Here is a 16,081-nt window from a genome sequence, read left to right on the forward strand (position 1 = left end):
CAGGCACGACCATGGCCTGTGGCGCTACACCGCTGCAGGCCGTTAGCGCAGTATGGCGTGGTCATGGTCGATGTCGGGCACAGGCACCTGCCCGCGTTGCACGACCAGCCACTCGCGCATGCGCTCGGTGTCGAAGATCTGCCCCTCTTCCATCATCAACAGGATCAGCGACTGGGACATTCGGTAACACCCGCATTGGGCACAGCGCCGCTCCTCCCATCCAAGGGTGCATTCGACGGAATCCGCGTGCCCTGCGCAAATCAGACAACTCATGTTAGCCCCCTTTCTTGTTCTTCCGTGGAGGTGATGGAGGTAGTGCAGTAGGTGGAGACTGGACTCCCGACTAACATGGGATATTCATGCCAACTCGAAAATTCCGTACCTTTAGTCTGGAAAGTTGCGAGCAAGATCACAGGGCCAACCGCCCGCGCTCGACCGCATACACAAGCTTTCCTTCCCGTTGCCTACTCCCGACACCCCAGCATCATGAGCGGTTCTAAATCATTAGTGATTTATCTTCAATATCATTCATGTAGGGACCCTGCCTAGAATACGGCCTGAACACGGACATCACGTCGCTCGCGCCATGGCAATAGTTGCCTGCTTGCACTACCCAACGGCACGAGCCAGGCATCAGGACACCGTACAACATGGCTTACGCACCGCAATTCACTGTGCAGCGCATCGCTTTCGACGAGCACTACCAGCCCGGCGAAAACACCCGCATCACCACCAATTTCGCCAACCTGGCGCGGGGGGAAAACCGCCAGGAAAACCTGCGCAACACCTTGCAGATGATCGACAACCGCTTCAACGCCCTGGCGCACTGGGACAATGCCTATGCAGACCGTTACAGCGTAGAGCTGGATATCATTTCGGTGGAACTGCACCTGCACAGTGAACAGCGCAGCAGCGGCCTGCCGCTGATCGAGCTGTTGCAGACCCATATCGTCGACCACACCACCAACCGCCGCATCGATGGCATGGTCGGTAACAACTTTTCCTCGTACGTGCGGGACTACGACTTCAGTGTGTTGTTGCTGGAACACAACAAGGGTCGGCCAAGCTTCAGCACGCCGGACAACTTTGGCGAACTGCATGGCAAGCTGTTCAAGTGCTTCATCAACTCGGCCACCTACAAGGCGCACTTCGACAAGCCGCCGGTCATCTGCCTGAGTGTGTCGAGCAGCAGGGTTTACCACCGCACTGAAAACCAGCACCCGGTGCTGGGCGTGGAGTATCACCAGAACGACCACTCGCTGACCGACGAATACTTCAGCAGGATGGGGCTCAAGGTGCGCTACTTCATGCCGCCCGGCAGCGTGGCGCCATTGGCTTTCTACTTTGCCGGTGACCTGTTGGCCGACTACAGCAACCTGGAGCTGATCAGCACCATCAGCACCATGGAAACCTTTCAGAAGATCTACCGCCCCGAGATCTACAACGCCAATGCGGCAGCCGCAATGGCCTACCAACCGAGCCTGCAGCACCAGGACTATTCGCTTACACGCATTGTCTACGACCGCGAAGAGCGCAGCCGCCTGGCGCTCGAACAAGGCAGGTTTGCCGAGGAGCGCTTCGTCAAACCGTACCAGACCACCCTGGAGCAATGGTCCGCTCAATACGCCGGCTGATCACCTCAACGCACAAGGTAACCGCTGATGAACACGCTACTTCCCACCTCCACTGCCGGCAGTTTGCCCAAGCCTACCTGGCTGGCGGAGCCTGAAACACTCTGGTCACCCTGGAAATTGCAGGGCGCGCAGCTGGCCGAAGGCAAACAGGACGCCTTGCGCCTGGCCTTGCAGGAACAGCAGCACGCGGGCATCGTTATCGTCAGTGACGGCGAACAGACCCGCCAACATTTCGTGACCACGTTCATCGAACACTTGAGCGGGGTCGATTTCCAGCAACGCCAGACCGTGCGCATTCGCGATCGCTACGACGCCAGCGTGCCCTCGGTGGTGGGTGCTGTCGCGCGACAGGCACCGGTGTTCGTCGACGATGCCAGGTTCCTCCGCCAGCAAACTGCCCAGCCAATAAAGTGGGCGCTGCCGGGCCCAATGACCATGATCGACACGCTGTATGACAGCCATTACAAAAGCCGGGAAAAACTGGCCTGGGAATTTGCCAGGCTACTCAACCAGGAAGCACTGGAACTGGAAGCGGCGGGCGTCGATATCATCCAGTTCGACGAACCGGCGTTCAATGTGTTCTTCGATGAGGTCAACGACTGGGGCGTGGCCGCCCTGGAGCGCGCCGTTCAAGGGCTCAAGTGCGAAACCGCGGTGCACATCTGCTATGGCTACGGGATCAAGGCCAACACCGATTGGAAACAGACCCTGGGGGCGCAATGGCGGCAATATGAACAGGTGTTCCCGACGTTGCAGCAGTCGAGCATCGATATCATTTCGCTGGAGTGCCACAACGCCCATGTGCCGATGGAACTGCTTGAGCTGATTCGGGGCAAGAAGGTCATGGTCGGTGCCATCGATGTCGCCAACCCTGCCATCGAAACACCCGAAGCCGTGGCCGACACCCTGCGCAAGGCGTTGCAGTTCGTCGACGCCGACAAGCTCTACCCCTGCACCAACTGCGGCATGGCCCCACTGCCACGCGCGGTCGCCAGCGGCAAGCTCAAGGCGTTGAGCGCCGGGGCTGCCATCGTTCGCCAGGAACTGACCGCCAACGCGGGTTGAGGTGTTGAACCGCCTGCCTGGCCTGGCCGGCATTGCGGTACGCACCAACTCGGTTCAAAAAACGCGGCTGCACACCAGGCGCCCTGTTTTGATGCACGCCGGCCGGTCAGCCGGCCGCCACCTCACCCCGCCTGGACCAGGCGCCGCCCAGCAAAACCGCTGCCCACCGCCCATTCCCTGGCCTGCCCGGCACTGCACCGGGTTTTCGGCACTTTCATTGCAATGCTGGTTGGTGAACGGAATGCACCCGCAACCCAACGCGACCGAGGCTGACGACACCCCCACTTACCAGCAAGGCAGCACCCTGAAAGACGCAGATGAACGGCAATGAAGCTGCCGGTAACGGCGGCAAGGAGTGGGTATGTCCCGGGCTTTTTTCAATGAAATGTACGACGCGAACGGCAGCTGCCGCCCGCACTACCAGGAGTTCGCCCGCTGGCTGGCGAACACCCCGCTGGAGCTGCTGGAGCAGCGCCGGCGCGAGGCCGACCTGCTGTTCCACCGCGCCGGTATCACTTTTACCTTGTATGGCGACAAACAGGACACCGAGCGGCTGATCCCCTTCGATATCATCCCGCGCAGCATCCGCGCCAGCGAGTGGCGTACGGTCGAGCGCGGCTGTATCCAGCGCGTGCAGGCCCTGAACCTGTTTTTGGAAGACATCTACCACGACCAGCGCATCCTCAAGGCCGGGATCATCCCGCCAGAGCAGGTCCTGGCCAACGAGGGTTATCAGATCGCCATGCAGGGCCTGGACCTGCACCGGGGCCTGTATGCGCACATCGCCGGCGTGGACCTGGTGCGCGATGGCGATGGCAGCTATTTCGTGCTGGAAGACAACCTGCGCACCCCCAGTGGTGTCAGCTACATGCTCGAAGACCGCAAGATGATGATGCGCCTGTTCCCCGAGCTGTTCGCCGCCCAGCGCATCGCGCCCATCGACCACTACCCCAACCTGCTGCTGGACACGCTCAAGAGCGCCAGCCCGCTGGATAACCCCACTGCTGTGCTGCTTACCCCAGGGCGCTTCAACAGTGCCTATTTCGAGCATGCCTTCCTGGCCCGCGAAATGGGCATCGAGCTGGTCGAAGGCGCGGATCTGTTCGTGCGCGACGAGCATGTGTACATGCGCACGACCGCCGGCCCGCAACGGGTCGATGTGATTTACCGCAGGCTGGACGACGACTACCTCGACCCCCTCTCGTTCAACCCCGACTCGATGCTGGGCGTGCCCGGGCTGATTTCGGTGTACCGCGCCGGCAACGTAGTGCTGGCCAACGCGGTGGGCACCGGCGTAGCCGACGACAAGTCGATCTACCCCTATGTCGCCGACATGATCCGCTTTTACCTGGGCGAGGAGCCGATCCTCAACAACGTACCGACGTGGCAGTGCCGCAAGCCGGCCGACCTGTCCCATGTACTGGCCAACCTGCCCGAACTGGTGGTCAAGGAAACCCAGGGCTCCGGCGGCTACGGCATGCTGGTCGGGCCCGCCGCCACTGCCGCGCAGATCGAGGACTTCCGCGCCCGCATCAAAGCGCGTCCACATGCCTATATCGCGCAACCGACCTTGTGCCTGTCCACCTGCCCGACCTTCGTCGACAGCGGCATCGCGCCGCGGCATATCGACCTGCGCCCGTTCGTACTGTCGGGCAGCGAAACCCGCCTGGTGCCAGGCGGCCTGACCCGCGTGGCGCTGAAGGAAGGCTCGCTGGTGGTCAACTCGTCACAAGGTGGCGGTACCAAAGACACCTGGGTGGTGGAGGACTGAACCATGCTTTCGCGAACTGCTTCTGATCTGTACTGGATGTCCCGCTACCTGGAACGTGCGGAAAACCTGGCGCGCATGCTCGAGGTCAGCTACTCGCTGTCACTGATGCCGCAGGCGGGGCGCAGCGACGGCCATGCCGAACTGGCCATGTCACTGTTGGCCTCGGGCACGCTCGACGACTACATCCGTCGCCACGCCGAGCTCGACACCGAGCGCATGCTGCATTTCTTCGCCCTCGATGCCACCAACCCCGGCAGCATCTACTGCTGCCTGCAGGCGGCCAGAACCAACGCCCATGCAGTGCGCGGGCGGATAACGGCGGACATGTGGGAGAACATCAACGCCACCTGGATCGAAATGCGCAACATTGCCAGCAACGGGCTGGGCCGCTACGGCATCAGCCAGTTCTGTGACTGGGTCAAGGAGCGCTCGCACCTGTTCCGCGGCGCCACCTCCGGTACCATCATGCGCAACGATGCCTACAGCTTCATTCGCCTGGGCACCTTCCTGGAACGGGCCGACAACACCCTGCGGCTGCTCGATGCGCGCTATGAAATGTTCGGCGAGGCCTCCGACGAGGTCAGCGACGACTCGGCCAGGGGTTTCTACCAGTGGAGTGCCTTGCTGCGCGCCCTGACCTCCTACGAAGCCTTCAATCAAATCTACCGCGCCGCGCCCAGTGCCGGGCCGGTTTCCGAATTGCTGTTGCTGCGCGTCGACGTGCCGCGCTCGCTGCATGCCTGTATCGAGGAGCTGGACCAGATCCTGGCCGGCCTGCCTGGCAGTACCGGGCGAGCGGCCCAGCGGCTGGCCGCCGAGCTCAACGCGCGGCTGCGCTATACCGCCATCGACGAAATCCTCGACGCCGGGCTGCATCCCTGGCTCAGCGATTTCATCGGCCGCGTCAACCAACTGGGCCAGGCGGTCCATCACTCCTACCTGGAGGTTGTATGAAACTGTCCATCCGCCACGACACCACCTACAGCTACGCCAGTGATGTGTCCAACAGCATCCAGTTCCTGCGCCTTACCCCGCGCAGCAGCGAACGCCAGCGCATCGTCGAATGGCAACTGGACCTGCCTTGCAAGGTGAAGAGCCAGATCGACCCGTACGGCAACATCCTGCATGTGCTGACGCTGGACAAACCCCATGGGCACCTGGCCCTTACTGCCAGCGGCCAGGTCGAAATCGACCCGGCCTGCGAACAGGAGGCAGCCTGCCAGTCACCCCTGCCGTTCTTGCGTGGCAGCCACCTGACCCTGGCCGATGACGCGCTGGTGGCCTTCGCCGCCCGGCAATGCGGCACGCACCGTGACCGCGCCGCATTGATCGACCTGATGCAGGGGCTGGCCGAGCGCATGCCCTACAGCCCAGGGTCGACCTCCGTCGGCACTACGGCCAGCGAAGCGTTCAATGCCGGTGCGGGCGTGTGCCAGGACCATACCCATGCCTTCCTGGCCTGCGCCCGTAGCCTGGGGGTGCCGGCCCGCTATGTTTCCGGCTACCTGTGCACCGAGGATGAACAGCACCTGGCCAGCCATGCATGGGCCGAAGCCTGGGTCGACGACGCCTGGTACAGCTTCGACATCACCAACCGCCTGACCCGGCCCGAGCGGCACCTGAAGCTGGCCGTGGGCCTGGACTACCTCGACGCCTGCCCGGTCAGGGGCGTGCGCCGCGGGGGTGGCACCGAGTCCATGCAAGCCAGTGTTCACGTGCATCGCCAGTGACGCCTGGCCCTCAAGCCAGCCTTGCTGCGCGCCTGCAGCAAGGCCACTACCTCTGCCACACAAGGGAACTTGCATGACTTACTGTGTCGCCATGCACCTGCAAGACGGGCTGGTTTTCATCAGCGACTCACGCACCAATGCCGGTATCGACCAGATCTCCACCTTTGCCAAGTTGTTCGTCTTCAGCGTACCCGGTGAGCGCCTGATCGTGCTGCAGACGGCGGGCAACCTGGCAACCTCGCAGTCAGTGGTCAACCTGCTGCAGCAACGCAGCCAGGGCAGCGGCCCGCACCTGCTGAATGTCGCCACGCTCTACGATGCCACCGTGCTGGTGGCCGATACCCTGCGCGAGGTGGTGTGCCGCGACCGCAGCAAGCTGACGGCCGGTATCGACCTGAGCAGCTCGTTCATCGTCGGTGGCCAGATTGCGGGCGGGCCGATGGCGATCTACAACGTCTATGCCCAAGGCAACTTTTTCCAGGCCACGCGCGACACGCCTTTCCTGCAGTTGGGGGAAAGCAAATACGGGCGGCCCATACTCGACCGCAACCTGGAGTACCGCACCCCGCTGGATGAGGCGTTGCGCTGTGGCCTGATCTCGTTCGACTCCACCATCCGCAGCAACCTGTCGGTAGGCATGCCGCTGGACTTGCTGGTGTACCGAGCCGATGCCCTGGAGGCACCGCAGCCCATCCGCATCGCCAGCGACGATGCCTATTACCAGCAGATTCGCCGGCAGTGGGGCGAAGGCCTGAAAACCTTGCTGGCCGAGCTGCCGGCGCCGCCGTATGGCTGATGGGGGAATGGCCGGGAAATCCCGGCCAGCAGGCCCGGCCTTTTCGTGGATCAGCCCGCCCCCTCAAAGGGCGGTGCCGCCCCCCAATACGCCTCATGCCCCTCAGCCCAGCAACTGGCTCAATACCGCACGCAACTTGCCTGGTTTCACCGGTTTGTTCAGCAACGGTGCGCCAAGCTTGCGCAACGAGCGCCGGCACTGGTCACTGCGGTCGGCCGTGATGATGACCGCGGGTATGGCGCTGGCGTAATGTTCGCGCAACTGCCGCACCACCTCACAGCCCACCACGCCGTGATCCAGATGAAAGTCAGCCAGGATCAGCTCCGGGGCGCGCCCTTCAAGCGCCTGCAAGGCACCCTGCTGATCGGTGGCGGTGACCACTTCGCAGCCCCACTGCCCCAGCAACGCGCCCATGCTTTCGAGAATGCTCACTTCGTTGTCCAGCACCAGCAGGCGACGGCCCGGCAGCGGGTTGCCGGCAGTGGGCTGGGGCAGCGTGGGCTGCAGGAGCGGCGGCAGCGCCTGGCCAAGCGGTACCTCGATGCTGAACACCGAGCCACGCCCCGGCCACGAACGCACTTCGATCCGGTAGCCGAGAATCTTGGCGATCCGCTCGACAATGGCCAACCCCAGGCCTACACCCTTGCGGTCCGCTGCGCGGCCAACGTCCAGCTGGTTGAACTCCAGGAATATGGCTTGCAAACGGTCCTGGGCGATGCCGCGCCCGCTGTCCCATACCTCCAGGCGCAAGTGTTCGCCGCGGCGCCTTGCCCCCAACAGAACGCGGCCCTCGTCGGTGTAGCGGCAGGCATTGCTGAGGAAGTTGCGCAGAATGCGCGTCAGCAAGCGCAGATCCGTGCTGACGGCATAATCGGCAACCCTGGCGTGAAATTTCAGGCCCGCGGCATCGGCCACCGAGCGGAATTCTGAAATCAAAGGCGCAAACAGCTCATCCAGGCGATAAACCGCCACATCGGGCCTGACCGCAGCCTGGTCGAGCCGCGAGATATCCAGCAAATCGGTCAGCAGGTCTTCGGCGCCCTCCAGCGCCTGGTGGGTACGCTCCACCAGCACATGTTCGGCATCTGGCAGCGGCCGCTCACGCAAGGTGGAGATCAACAGGCGCGCGGCGTTCAGCGGTTGCAGCAGGTCATGGCTGGCAGCGGCCAGGTACTTGTCCTTGCTGCGGTTGGCGGCTTCGGCAGCATCGCGCGCCTCGATCAGCTCATCGGTACGTGCAGCAACCCGTTGCTCCAGTTCGTCATTGAGCTGTTGCAGGCGCTGCTGGGCCTGCTTGCGCTCGGTGATATCGGCCACGAAGCCTTCAACCAGGCCTTCGTGACCGGGCTTGAGCAGCAGGTTCATCAGCACGTCGAGGTGGCTGCCATCCTTGCGCCGCAGCCGGGTTTCATAGCCATGCAGGCTGTGCTCCCGGGCGAGAATCGCGGTAATCGCCTGCAGCTCTTGCGCACCGCCATCGAACAGGTGGGTCGCCAGGTCGGTCAGGGAAAACAGCACTTGCTGTGGGTCGTCATAGCCGAGCATACGGGCCAATGCCGGGTTGGCAGCACGCATGCCGTCCTGCAGGCTGGCCTGGAAAATGCCGTGCACGGCGTTCTCGAACAGCCATTTGTAGCGGTTGCGCTCGGCTTCCAGTTCATCCAGCCGGGCAGACAATTCCGGGTAGTGGCTTTTACGCGCCGAGTGGTCGCCCAGGCCTAGCAGCCCTGCCAGCGCCCGCTGCTGCTCGTCAGAGGGCCTCGCCATAGACCACCTCGACATCTCGCTGGCTCGACGCGCGCGGGTTGGTGAGGATGCACGGGTCATCCATCGCATGTTGCGACAGGAACGGAATATCGGCCGTGCGCACCCCGTGCAGGCCCAAGGTTTCATGGAAGCCGATGGCGTGCTTCAGGGCAATCAGGTGTTCCACCAGGCGGCCGCAGATCTGCCGGTGGTTGAGGCCGCGGCAGTCGATGCCGAAGACCTCGGCAATGACCTTGAAGCGCTCGGGCGCCGAACTGTAGTTGAACGCCACCACGTGCTCGACCAGCACCGCATTGCACAGGCCATGAGGCAGGTCGAGGAAACCGCCGAGGCTGTGCGACATGGCATGCACCGCGCCCAGGATCGCGTTGGAGAACGCCAGCCCCGCCTGCATGCTGCCGAGCATGATCTTCTCGCGCAGGGCAATGTCGCCGGGGTTGGCGATCATTTCCACCAGGTTGCCGTTGATCAGGCGCATGGCTTCCAGCGCATGGGGGTCGGTCAGCGGGCCATGACCGGTAGACACGAACGCCTCGATGGCATGCACCAGCGCGTCGATGCCGGTACAAGCCGACAGGAACGGGTCCATGCTCAACGTGGTTTGCGGGTCGATCAGCGACACGTCGGGCACCACCGCCTTGCTGACGATGGAGAACTTCATGCGCTCCTGCTGGTTGGAGATGATCACGAACTGCGACACATCGGCCGAGGTACCGGCGGTGGTCGGGATCAGGATCAACGGCGGGCTGGGCACGCGAATCATGTCCACGCCCTCGAACTCGAGGATGCTGCGCCCGTGGGCGACCACGATCCCAATGGCCTTGCCGCAATCCATCGGGCTGCCACCACCGACCGCGACGATCACATCGCAGTGATTCTGCCGGTAGATCTCGGCGCCGAGCATCACCTCCTCGACCCGGGGGTTGGGCGAAACGGCCGTGTACAGGCAATAGTCGATACCCTGCGCCTGCAGGCTGGCCTCGACGTCGGCCACCCAGCCAGCGGCAATCACCCCAGGGTCGCTGACCACCAGGACCTTGCGCGCACCAAAGGTCTTGGCGTAGTTGGCCACATTATGTCGGCAGCCGGCACCAAAGATGATTTCAGGCGAAACGAACTTGCGAAGGGGGCTGAAACTCTGGCTCATCGTAAAGCCTGTTCTTATTGTTCTGGAAGATAACCGCCAGCGTAAAGCATCCCGCGGCGAAAGCAACCAGACCAAAGCGGCACAGGCATCATTCGATCCACGCCTTGGCGCGGGCCACCTCAAGAAACGCCAGTACGTCCTCGCCAAGGCCGGGAACCCCGGGAAAACGCTGTGCCAGCTGGTCGATGATCGCTGCCGTACTGCGCTGGCCGTCCAGCAACTCCAGCACCCAGCCGGCACTGGCGTTGAGCTCGATGACGCCCCCGGGGTACAGCAGCACATGGCATGCCTGCAACGGGTCCCAGCGTAGCCGCAAGCCCTTGGCCAGGGCCAGTGTCTGCTGGCGGTCGATCAGTTTCACGGCAGGCACCGGGCGTGGGGATCCGGCCACCTTGACGGTGGCCGGGCAGGCATCAGCGGTTGGCGAAGTACATCGTCACTTCAAAGCCAATGCGCAGGTCGGTGTAGGCGGGTTTGGTCCACATGGGGCATGTCCTCTTCTTGTGCCGGGCGATTCCGGTAGAGGCATTAATGCATGGGCGGTGGTGAGGGCGAATGCTACTTTGGAACGAGTTTGCCGGGTGCATTGGTAGCAACGGGGTTGCCACACATTGCCATCAGGCCAGCCAGGGCGCCTGGGCAGGCGGCCTGGCATTCGCTGCACCGCTACAGCAATGAGGGTGGCTGCGCAGCCTGGCCGCGACAACAGGCCGCTGCGCCAACCGCGCAGGTTCATCAGGGGGTCAGAAGAAGCCCAACGGGTTGATGTCGTAGCTCACCAGCAGGTTCTTGGTCTGCTGGTAATGGTCGAGCATCATCTTGTGCGTCTCTCGGCCCACACCCGACTTCTTGTAGCCACCGAATGCCGCATGCGCGGGGTACAGGTGGTAGCAGTTGGTCCATACCCGGCCGGCCTTGATGCCGCGGCCCATGCGGTAGGCACGGTTGATGTCGCGGGTCCACAGGCCGGCCCCCAGGCCGAACTCGCTGTCGTTGGCAATCGCCAGGGCCTCGGCTTCGTCCTTGAAGGTGGTCACCCCCACCACCGGGCCGAAGATCTCTTCCTGGAACACGCGCATCCGGTTGTGGCCCTTGAGCAGGGTCGGCTGAATGTAATAGCCGCTGGCCAGGTCACCCTGCAGGCGCTCGGCAGCACCGCCAGTGAGCAATTCGGCACCCTCCTCCCGGGCAATCTGCAGGTACGAGAGGATCTTGTCGTACTGCTGCTCCGACGCCTGGGCGCCAACCATGGTTTCGGTGTCCAGCGGGTTGCCACGGCTGATCTTGGCGACCTTCTTCATCACCTCGGCCATGAACGGTTCGTAGATCGACTCCTGGATCAGCGCACGCGACGGGCAGGTGCACACCTCGCCCTGGTTGAAGAACGCCAACACCAGGCCCTCGGCGGCTTTCTCGATGAACGCCGGCTCCGCCTGCATGATGTCTTCGAAGAAGATGTTCGGCGACTTGCCACCCAGTTCGACGGTAGACGGGATGATATTCTCGGCCGCGCACTTCATGATGTGCGAGCCCACCGGGGTCGACCCGGTGAAGGCGATCTTGGCAATACGCTTGCTGGTGGCCAGCGCCTCTCCAGCCTCACGGCCATAGCCCTGGACGATGTTCAGCACCCCGGCCGGCAGCAGGTCGGCGATCAGCTCGGCAAAAATGGTGATCGACAGCGGCGTCTGCTCGGCCGGTTTCAGCACCACGCAGTTACCCGCCGCCAACGCCGGGGCGAGTTTCCAGGCGGCCATCAGCAACGGGAAGTTCCACGGGATGATCTGCCCGACCACACCCAGGGGTTCGTGCAGGTGATACGCCACGGTGGTTTCGTTGATTTCCGCCGCGCCACCTTCCTGGGCACGAATGCAGCCCGCAAAATAACGGAAGTGGTCCGCGGCCAGCGGCACGTCGGCATTCAGGGTTTCGCGTACGGCCTTGCCGTTGTCCCAGCTTTCGGTAACCGCCAGCACTTCGAGGTTCTGTTCGATCCGGTCGGCGATTTTCAGCAGCGCCAGGGCCCGCTCCTGCACCGAGGTCTTGCCCCACGCGTCAGCCGCGGCATGGGCAGCGTCCAGGGCGCGCTCGATATCCTGTGCGCTAGAACGTGGGAATTCGGCGATCGGTTGGCCATTGACCGGCGAGCTGTTGGTGAAGTACTGGCCAGCCAAGGGCGCCACGAACTCGCCATTGATGAAGTTGCCATAGCGCGGTTTGAAGGAAACGACGGCGCCTGGGGTTCCGGGTTGTGCGTAGATCATGCTGAGCCTCTGCAGGTCAATGCCTGTCCCACGACAGGCGATATGCCGATGGTAAAAAGCCCCGCCTGCCAGGCGAATGCATCGTTGGCAGCGGGGCTCTCGTCATTTGGTAGTAGGGGTCAGGGTTTGGCGCTGGCGGTCTGCTGCAACTGCTTGGGCAACTTGAAGGTCCAGAGCATCCCGCCCTGGTTGAAGTCCTTGACCCGCTTGGCCACTTCGCCGCCCCACAGCGGCACCGCGCCGCCCCAGCCGGACACCACCGATACGTACTGCTCGCCGTCCATTTCCCAAGTCACCGGCGAACCGAGCACGCCTGAGCCGGTCTGGAACTCCCAGACCTTGTCGCCGGTCTTGGCGTTGAACGCCTGCAGGAAGCCTTCCGGGGTACCGGTGAACACCAGGTTGCCCTTGGTGGTCAGTACCCCACCCCACAGCGGTGCATAGTTCTTGTGGCGCCACACTTCCTTGCCGCTGACCGGGTCGATGGCACGTAGCACACCGATGTAGTCTTCGTTGAGCGGCTTGATGGTGAAGCCGGCGCCCAGGAACGCCGCCCCTTTCTTGTAGGCAATGCCCTCGTTCCAGATGTCCATGCCCCACTCGTTGGACGGCACGTAGAACAGCCCGGTGTCCTGGTTATAGGCCATCGGCATCCAGTTTTTCGCACCGAGGAACGCCGGGGCAACGAACACCGAGCTGCCCTTGGCTTCGCTGCCCGGTGCACCCGGGCGGCTGGCCTCGTTGTAGATCGGCCGGCCGTTCTTGTCCAGGCCAGTGGCCCAGGTGATTTTGTCGACGAAGGGGAAGCCGCGGATGAACTTGCCGTTGGTGCGGTCCAGCACGTAGAAGAAGCCGTTGCGGTCGGCAGTGGCAGCGGCCTTGACCTCTTTGCCGCCGTCCTTGTAGTTGAACGAGATCAGCTCGTTGACGCCATCAAAGTCCCAACCGTCGTGTGGCGTGCTCTGGAAATGCCATTTGATCGTGCCATCGTCCGGGTTCAGTGCCAGGCGCGATGAGGAATACAGGTTGTCCCCTGGGCGCAGGTGGGAGTTCCACGGTGCCGGGTTGCCGGTGCCGAACAGGATCAGGTTGGTTTCCGGGTCGTAGTAGCCGCCCAGCCACGGCGCTGCACCGCCGGTCTTCCACAGGTCGCCCGGCCAGGTCTTGCCGGCTTCGCCACCGGAAATACCGTTTTCGATGGCCTTGCCGTCCTTGTACACATACCCCATGTGGCCTTCCACGGTGGGGCGCATCCACAGCAGCTCACCGTTTTCCGGGTTGTAGGCCTGGATCTTGCCCACCACACCGAACTCGCCGCCAGCCACGCCGGTAATCAGCTTGCCGTTGACGATCATTGGCGCGGCGCTGATCGAATAGCCTTCCTTGTGGTCGGCCACCTTCTTGCTCCACACCACATTGCCGGTGTCCTTGTTCAGCGCCACCAGCTTGGCGTCGAGGGTGCCGAAGAACACCAGGTTGCCGTACAACGCCACGCCCCGGTTGATCACGTCGCAGCATGGGCGGATGTCATCGGGCAGGCGCGCATCGTACTGCCACAGTTTCTTGCCGGTTCGCGCGTCCACGGCGAATACCCGCGAGTAGGAGCCGGTCAGGTACATCACCCCATCCTTGATCAGCGGCTGCGCCTGTTGGCCGCGCTGCTTCTCACCGCCGAAGGAAAACGCCCAGACCGGGCGCAGTTCCTTCACGTTGTTGGTGTTGAGCATGTCCAGCGGGCTGTAACGCTGGCCCTGCACGCCCAGGCCATTGGTCACGATCTGCTGGGAGTTCTTCGGGTCCTGGAGGATATCTTCAGTGCTGACGGCGGCGTGGGCAGCGCCGGCCAGCAACATGGCGCTGAGCACCAGGCTCACGGCGAACGCGGGACGACGTGGGGATCGGGTCATGTCGGCTACCTTTGGTTTTTTTGTTGTGCCCGGGAAATTTTCCCGGTGTGCCGGGAATTCTTGGTCCCGGGGTGTTTGCCAACAATTGCTCGCAGTGTGGAGATTTCTAGTTCCTTGGTAGCAGCTGCCTTTTAAACGAAAGGGGCGCAAAGCGGCCCCTGGGTTGGTGTCAGCGGAAATTGCCGGCGCTGCTGCGCCGCCCTCTCGCGGCGCATGGCCGCTCCCACGCCGTAGCGTCTGGCTCAGGGCGTACTATCTACCCGCCGAAGTTGCTGGCGTTCGTACCGCGGGTATAGGTGGCTGACACTGCGAATAAGTTCGTAGCGCGTCAGGCTCAGGCCGGCGAAGCGTTCGGGTATCGGGCTGCGGATCATTTCGGCCATATCGTCGCCACGGGCGGCGCCGTCGCGCAGCAGGTTGTCCAGCCAGGTGAGGTAGTCGCGCATCTGCAAGAACGGTTGCGCATCACTGGCCAGCGGCCCGTGGCCGGCTACCAGCTGCTTCCAGGGCAGCGCCTGCAAGGTGTCGAGGTCGTGCAGCCACACATCGAGGCCCGGGCTGTTGGGGGTGGTCAGGGCACGCTGATAAAACAGCAGGTCGCCGGCAAACAGCACCCCGGTCGTTTCATCGAGGATCGCCAGGTCCGCACCGGTATGCCCGCGTAGCCCGAGCAGGCGCAGGCGGTGCCCGCCCACCTCGCGCACACCCGGCTCCACGACCCGGGTCGGCAGCACCACCTCGGTGCCTCGCATCCAGTCACCAACCAGGCGGTACATGTTTTCCGCCATGGCATCGCCTTGCTCGCGCAACAACGCAGCGGTGCCGGCCAGGGCACCGATGGGCACGTCGGTGAACGCCTGGTTGCCCAGCACATGGTCCGGGTGATGATGGGTCAGCAGCACTTCCAGCACCGGCTTGTCGGTCACCGTGGCAATCGCCTGGCGCAAGGCCTCGCCATAGCGTCTGGACGGCCCGCTGTCGATCACCACCACCCCCTCGTCGGTCACGATGAAGGCCGTGTTGACCACGTTGCCGCCATTGGCCTTGGCGAAATTGTCGGTACTGCCCTCCAGCAGCCAGGTACCCTCGGCAATCTGCCGGGGGGCGAGCCGGTAATCCAGGTTGGCCTGGGCCGGAAGGCCCAGGCACAACAGCAACAGCAGGATCCAACGCATGGCAGGCGCCTCGGTTCAGGGGTGGATGGCGACCGCGCTCAAGGCACTGCCGCCTCGAACTGGTTACCGCTGTTGTCCTGCAACAACAGCCGGGTCGGCCCGGGGCCCTGGATATCGAAACTCAGGTTCGGGTTCTCGCTGACCGCCGGGTACAGCGTCAGGCTGGCCAGGCGCTGGCCATCGGCGCCTTGCAACTCGGCATGGTTGAGGTAGAACTCGGGAATGCCACTGACCAGGCCGTTGTCCATCGGGTGCGCCACCTGCAGGCGCAGGCGGCTGCTGTCGCCACGCGGGTAGCGGCCCCCCAGCACCTCGCCGAGGTGCTCTTCCCAGCCGGGCTGGGTGCGCACCACGCTGGGGGCGGTACAACCACCGCCGGCAGCATCGATCAGGGTCGAGCCCACGTGCCACAGGCCGTCGCGCGTGAGCACCGCCGCGCGAAGTGGTGTGGCCTGCTCGATACGGATACGCAGCGATAACCACGGCAGTACCCGTTCGCCGGGCTGGAAGTCGACAATGCGCGGCAGCGGGTTGAGTTCGGCCCAGGCAATGATGCGCACCACCTCGCCAGTGAACGCGCGGGCATCGATTTCCAACGGCACCTGGCGTGCGTCCTCGGCAAAAGGTGGAGCCAGCAGCTTGACCCGCTCATCGAAGACGAACGCTGCCTGGTCGAGCAGTTGCTTGTGGTAGAAGTCCCACATCACCGAGGGCACCGGGTCCTGGTTGGCACGCGGCTCGCTGGCCAGGGCCTGACTTGCCCAAGGTAGCCAGCAGGCCAACAGCAAGGTTGCTTTGAGGTTCATGATCCGCTCCCATTTACCG

General features: G+C 63.4%; 15 protein-coding genes. 6 read left to right on the forward strand and 9 right to left on the reverse strand.

All coding sequences use genetic code 11. The annotated features are described in order from the left end of the window. Window positions 1-42: 42 nt before the first annotated feature. On the reverse strand, window positions 43-180 hold the full coding sequence (locus FPB55_RS26320; RefSeq protein WP_178097509.1) for a hypothetical protein: 138 nt from the start codon (window positions 178-180) through the stop codon (window positions 43-45). A gap of 470 nt (window positions 181-650) precedes the next feature. On the opposite strand from FPB55_RS26320, the gene FPB55_RS13560 reads away from it, so the two are divergent. The 6 genes from FPB55_RS13560 to FPB55_RS13585 all read left to right on the forward strand — a co-directional run bounded on the left by FPB55_RS13560 (window position 651) and on the right by FPB55_RS13585 (window position 6,996). After that, entirely contained in the window at window positions 651-1,634 is a 984-nt protein-coding gene (locus FPB55_RS13560; RefSeq protein WP_144188425.1) for a DUF1852 domain-containing protein, read from the forward strand. 27 nt (window positions 1,635-1,661) lie between these two features. Then, window positions 1,662-2,699: a methionine synthase gene (locus tag FPB55_RS13565; RefSeq protein WP_144188427.1), complete on the forward strand. Its 1,038-nt coding sequence runs from the start codon at window positions 1,662-1,664 to the stop codon at window positions 2,697-2,699. A gap of 361 nt (window positions 2,700-3,060) precedes the next feature. After that, window positions 3,061-4,470, forward strand: a complete 1,410-nt coding sequence (locus FPB55_RS13570) for a circularly permuted type 2 ATP-grasp protein (RefSeq protein ID WP_029885140.1) — start codon at window positions 3,061-3,063, stop codon at window positions 4,468-4,470. A gap of 3 nt (window positions 4,471-4,473) precedes the next feature. Next, the gene (locus FPB55_RS13575) at window positions 4,474-5,424 is read left to right on the forward strand and encodes an alpha-E domain-containing protein (protein ID WP_125854651.1); all 951 of its coding nucleotides are present in this window, start codon (window positions 4,474-4,476) and stop codon (window positions 5,422-5,424) included. Beyond that, window positions 5,421-6,200, forward strand: a complete 780-nt coding sequence (locus FPB55_RS13580) for a transglutaminase family protein (protein ID WP_009682317.1) — start codon at window positions 5,421-5,423, stop codon at window positions 6,198-6,200. The genes FPB55_RS13575 and FPB55_RS13580 overlap by 4 nt, the downstream gene beginning before the upstream one ends. Before the next feature lie 73 nt (window positions 6,201-6,273). Beyond that, window positions 6,274-6,996 (forward strand): proteasome-type protease, encoded by a 723-nt coding sequence (locus tag FPB55_RS13585; RefSeq protein ID WP_029885142.1) that lies wholly within the window; start codon window positions 6,274-6,276, stop codon window positions 6,994-6,996. A gap of 102 nt (window positions 6,997-7,098) precedes the next feature. Here FPB55_RS13585 and FPB55_RS13590 read toward each other — a convergent pair whose 3' ends face one another. The 8 genes from FPB55_RS13590 to FPB55_RS13625 all read right to left on the reverse strand — a co-directional run bounded on the left by FPB55_RS13590 (window position 7,099) and on the right by FPB55_RS13625 (window position 16,062). Further along, window positions 7,099-8,763, reverse strand: a complete 1,665-nt coding sequence (locus tag FPB55_RS13590; protein ID WP_115294306.1) for a NahK/ErcS family hybrid sensor histidine kinase/response regulator — start codon at window positions 8,761-8,763, stop codon at window positions 7,099-7,101. Then, on the reverse strand, window positions 8,747-9,910 hold the full coding sequence (ercA, locus tag FPB55_RS13595; protein ID WP_009682320.1) for an alcohol dehydrogenase-like regulatory protein ErcA: 1,164 nt from the start codon (window positions 9,908-9,910) through the stop codon (window positions 8,747-8,749). Before ercA ends, FPB55_RS13590 begins: the two co-directional genes overlap by 17 nt. Window positions 9,911-9,998: 88 nt before the next feature. Further along, entirely contained in the window at window positions 9,999-10,271 is a 273-nt protein-coding gene (gene pqqD / locus FPB55_RS13600; protein WP_029885144.1) for a pyrroloquinoline quinone biosynthesis peptide chaperone PqqD, read from the reverse strand. Window positions 10,272-10,323: 52 nt separating this feature from the next. After that, window positions 10,324-10,395 (reverse strand): pyrroloquinoline quinone precursor peptide PqqA, encoded by a 72-nt coding sequence (gene pqqA, locus FPB55_RS13605; protein WP_003243383.1) that lies wholly within the window; start codon window positions 10,393-10,395, stop codon window positions 10,324-10,326. 258 nt (window positions 10,396-10,653) lie between these two features. Then, the gene (locus FPB55_RS13610) at window positions 10,654-12,174 is read right to left on the reverse strand and encodes an aldehyde dehydrogenase family protein (RefSeq protein ID WP_125854650.1); all 1,521 of its coding nucleotides are present in this window, start codon (window positions 12,172-12,174) and stop codon (window positions 10,654-10,656) included. 119 nt (window positions 12,175-12,293) lie between these two features. Next, window positions 12,294-14,081 (reverse strand): PQQ-dependent alcohol dehydrogenase PedH, encoded by a 1,788-nt coding sequence (gene pedH, locus FPB55_RS13615; protein ID WP_144188429.1) that lies wholly within the window; start codon window positions 14,079-14,081, stop codon window positions 12,294-12,296. A gap of 242 nt (window positions 14,082-14,323) precedes the next feature. Next, the gene (locus tag FPB55_RS13620) at window positions 14,324-15,256 is read right to left on the reverse strand and encodes a quinoprotein relay system zinc metallohydrolase 1 (protein WP_115294305.1); all 933 of its coding nucleotides are present in this window, start codon (window positions 15,254-15,256) and stop codon (window positions 14,324-14,326) included. Between the two features lie 38 nt (window positions 15,257-15,294). Continuing rightward, on the reverse strand, window positions 15,295-16,062 hold the full coding sequence (locus FPB55_RS13625) for a quinoprotein dehydrogenase-associated SoxYZ-like carrier (protein WP_009682325.1): 768 nt from the start codon (window positions 16,060-16,062) through the stop codon (window positions 15,295-15,297). Between the last annotated feature and the right edge of the window lie 19 nt (window positions 16,063-16,081).

Origin of the sequence: Pseudomonas sp. BJP69 (assembly GCF_007633355.1) — a bacterium.
Classification (GTDB): Bacteria; Pseudomonadota; Gammaproteobacteria; order Pseudomonadales; family Pseudomonadaceae; genus Aquipseudomonas; species Aquipseudomonas juntendi.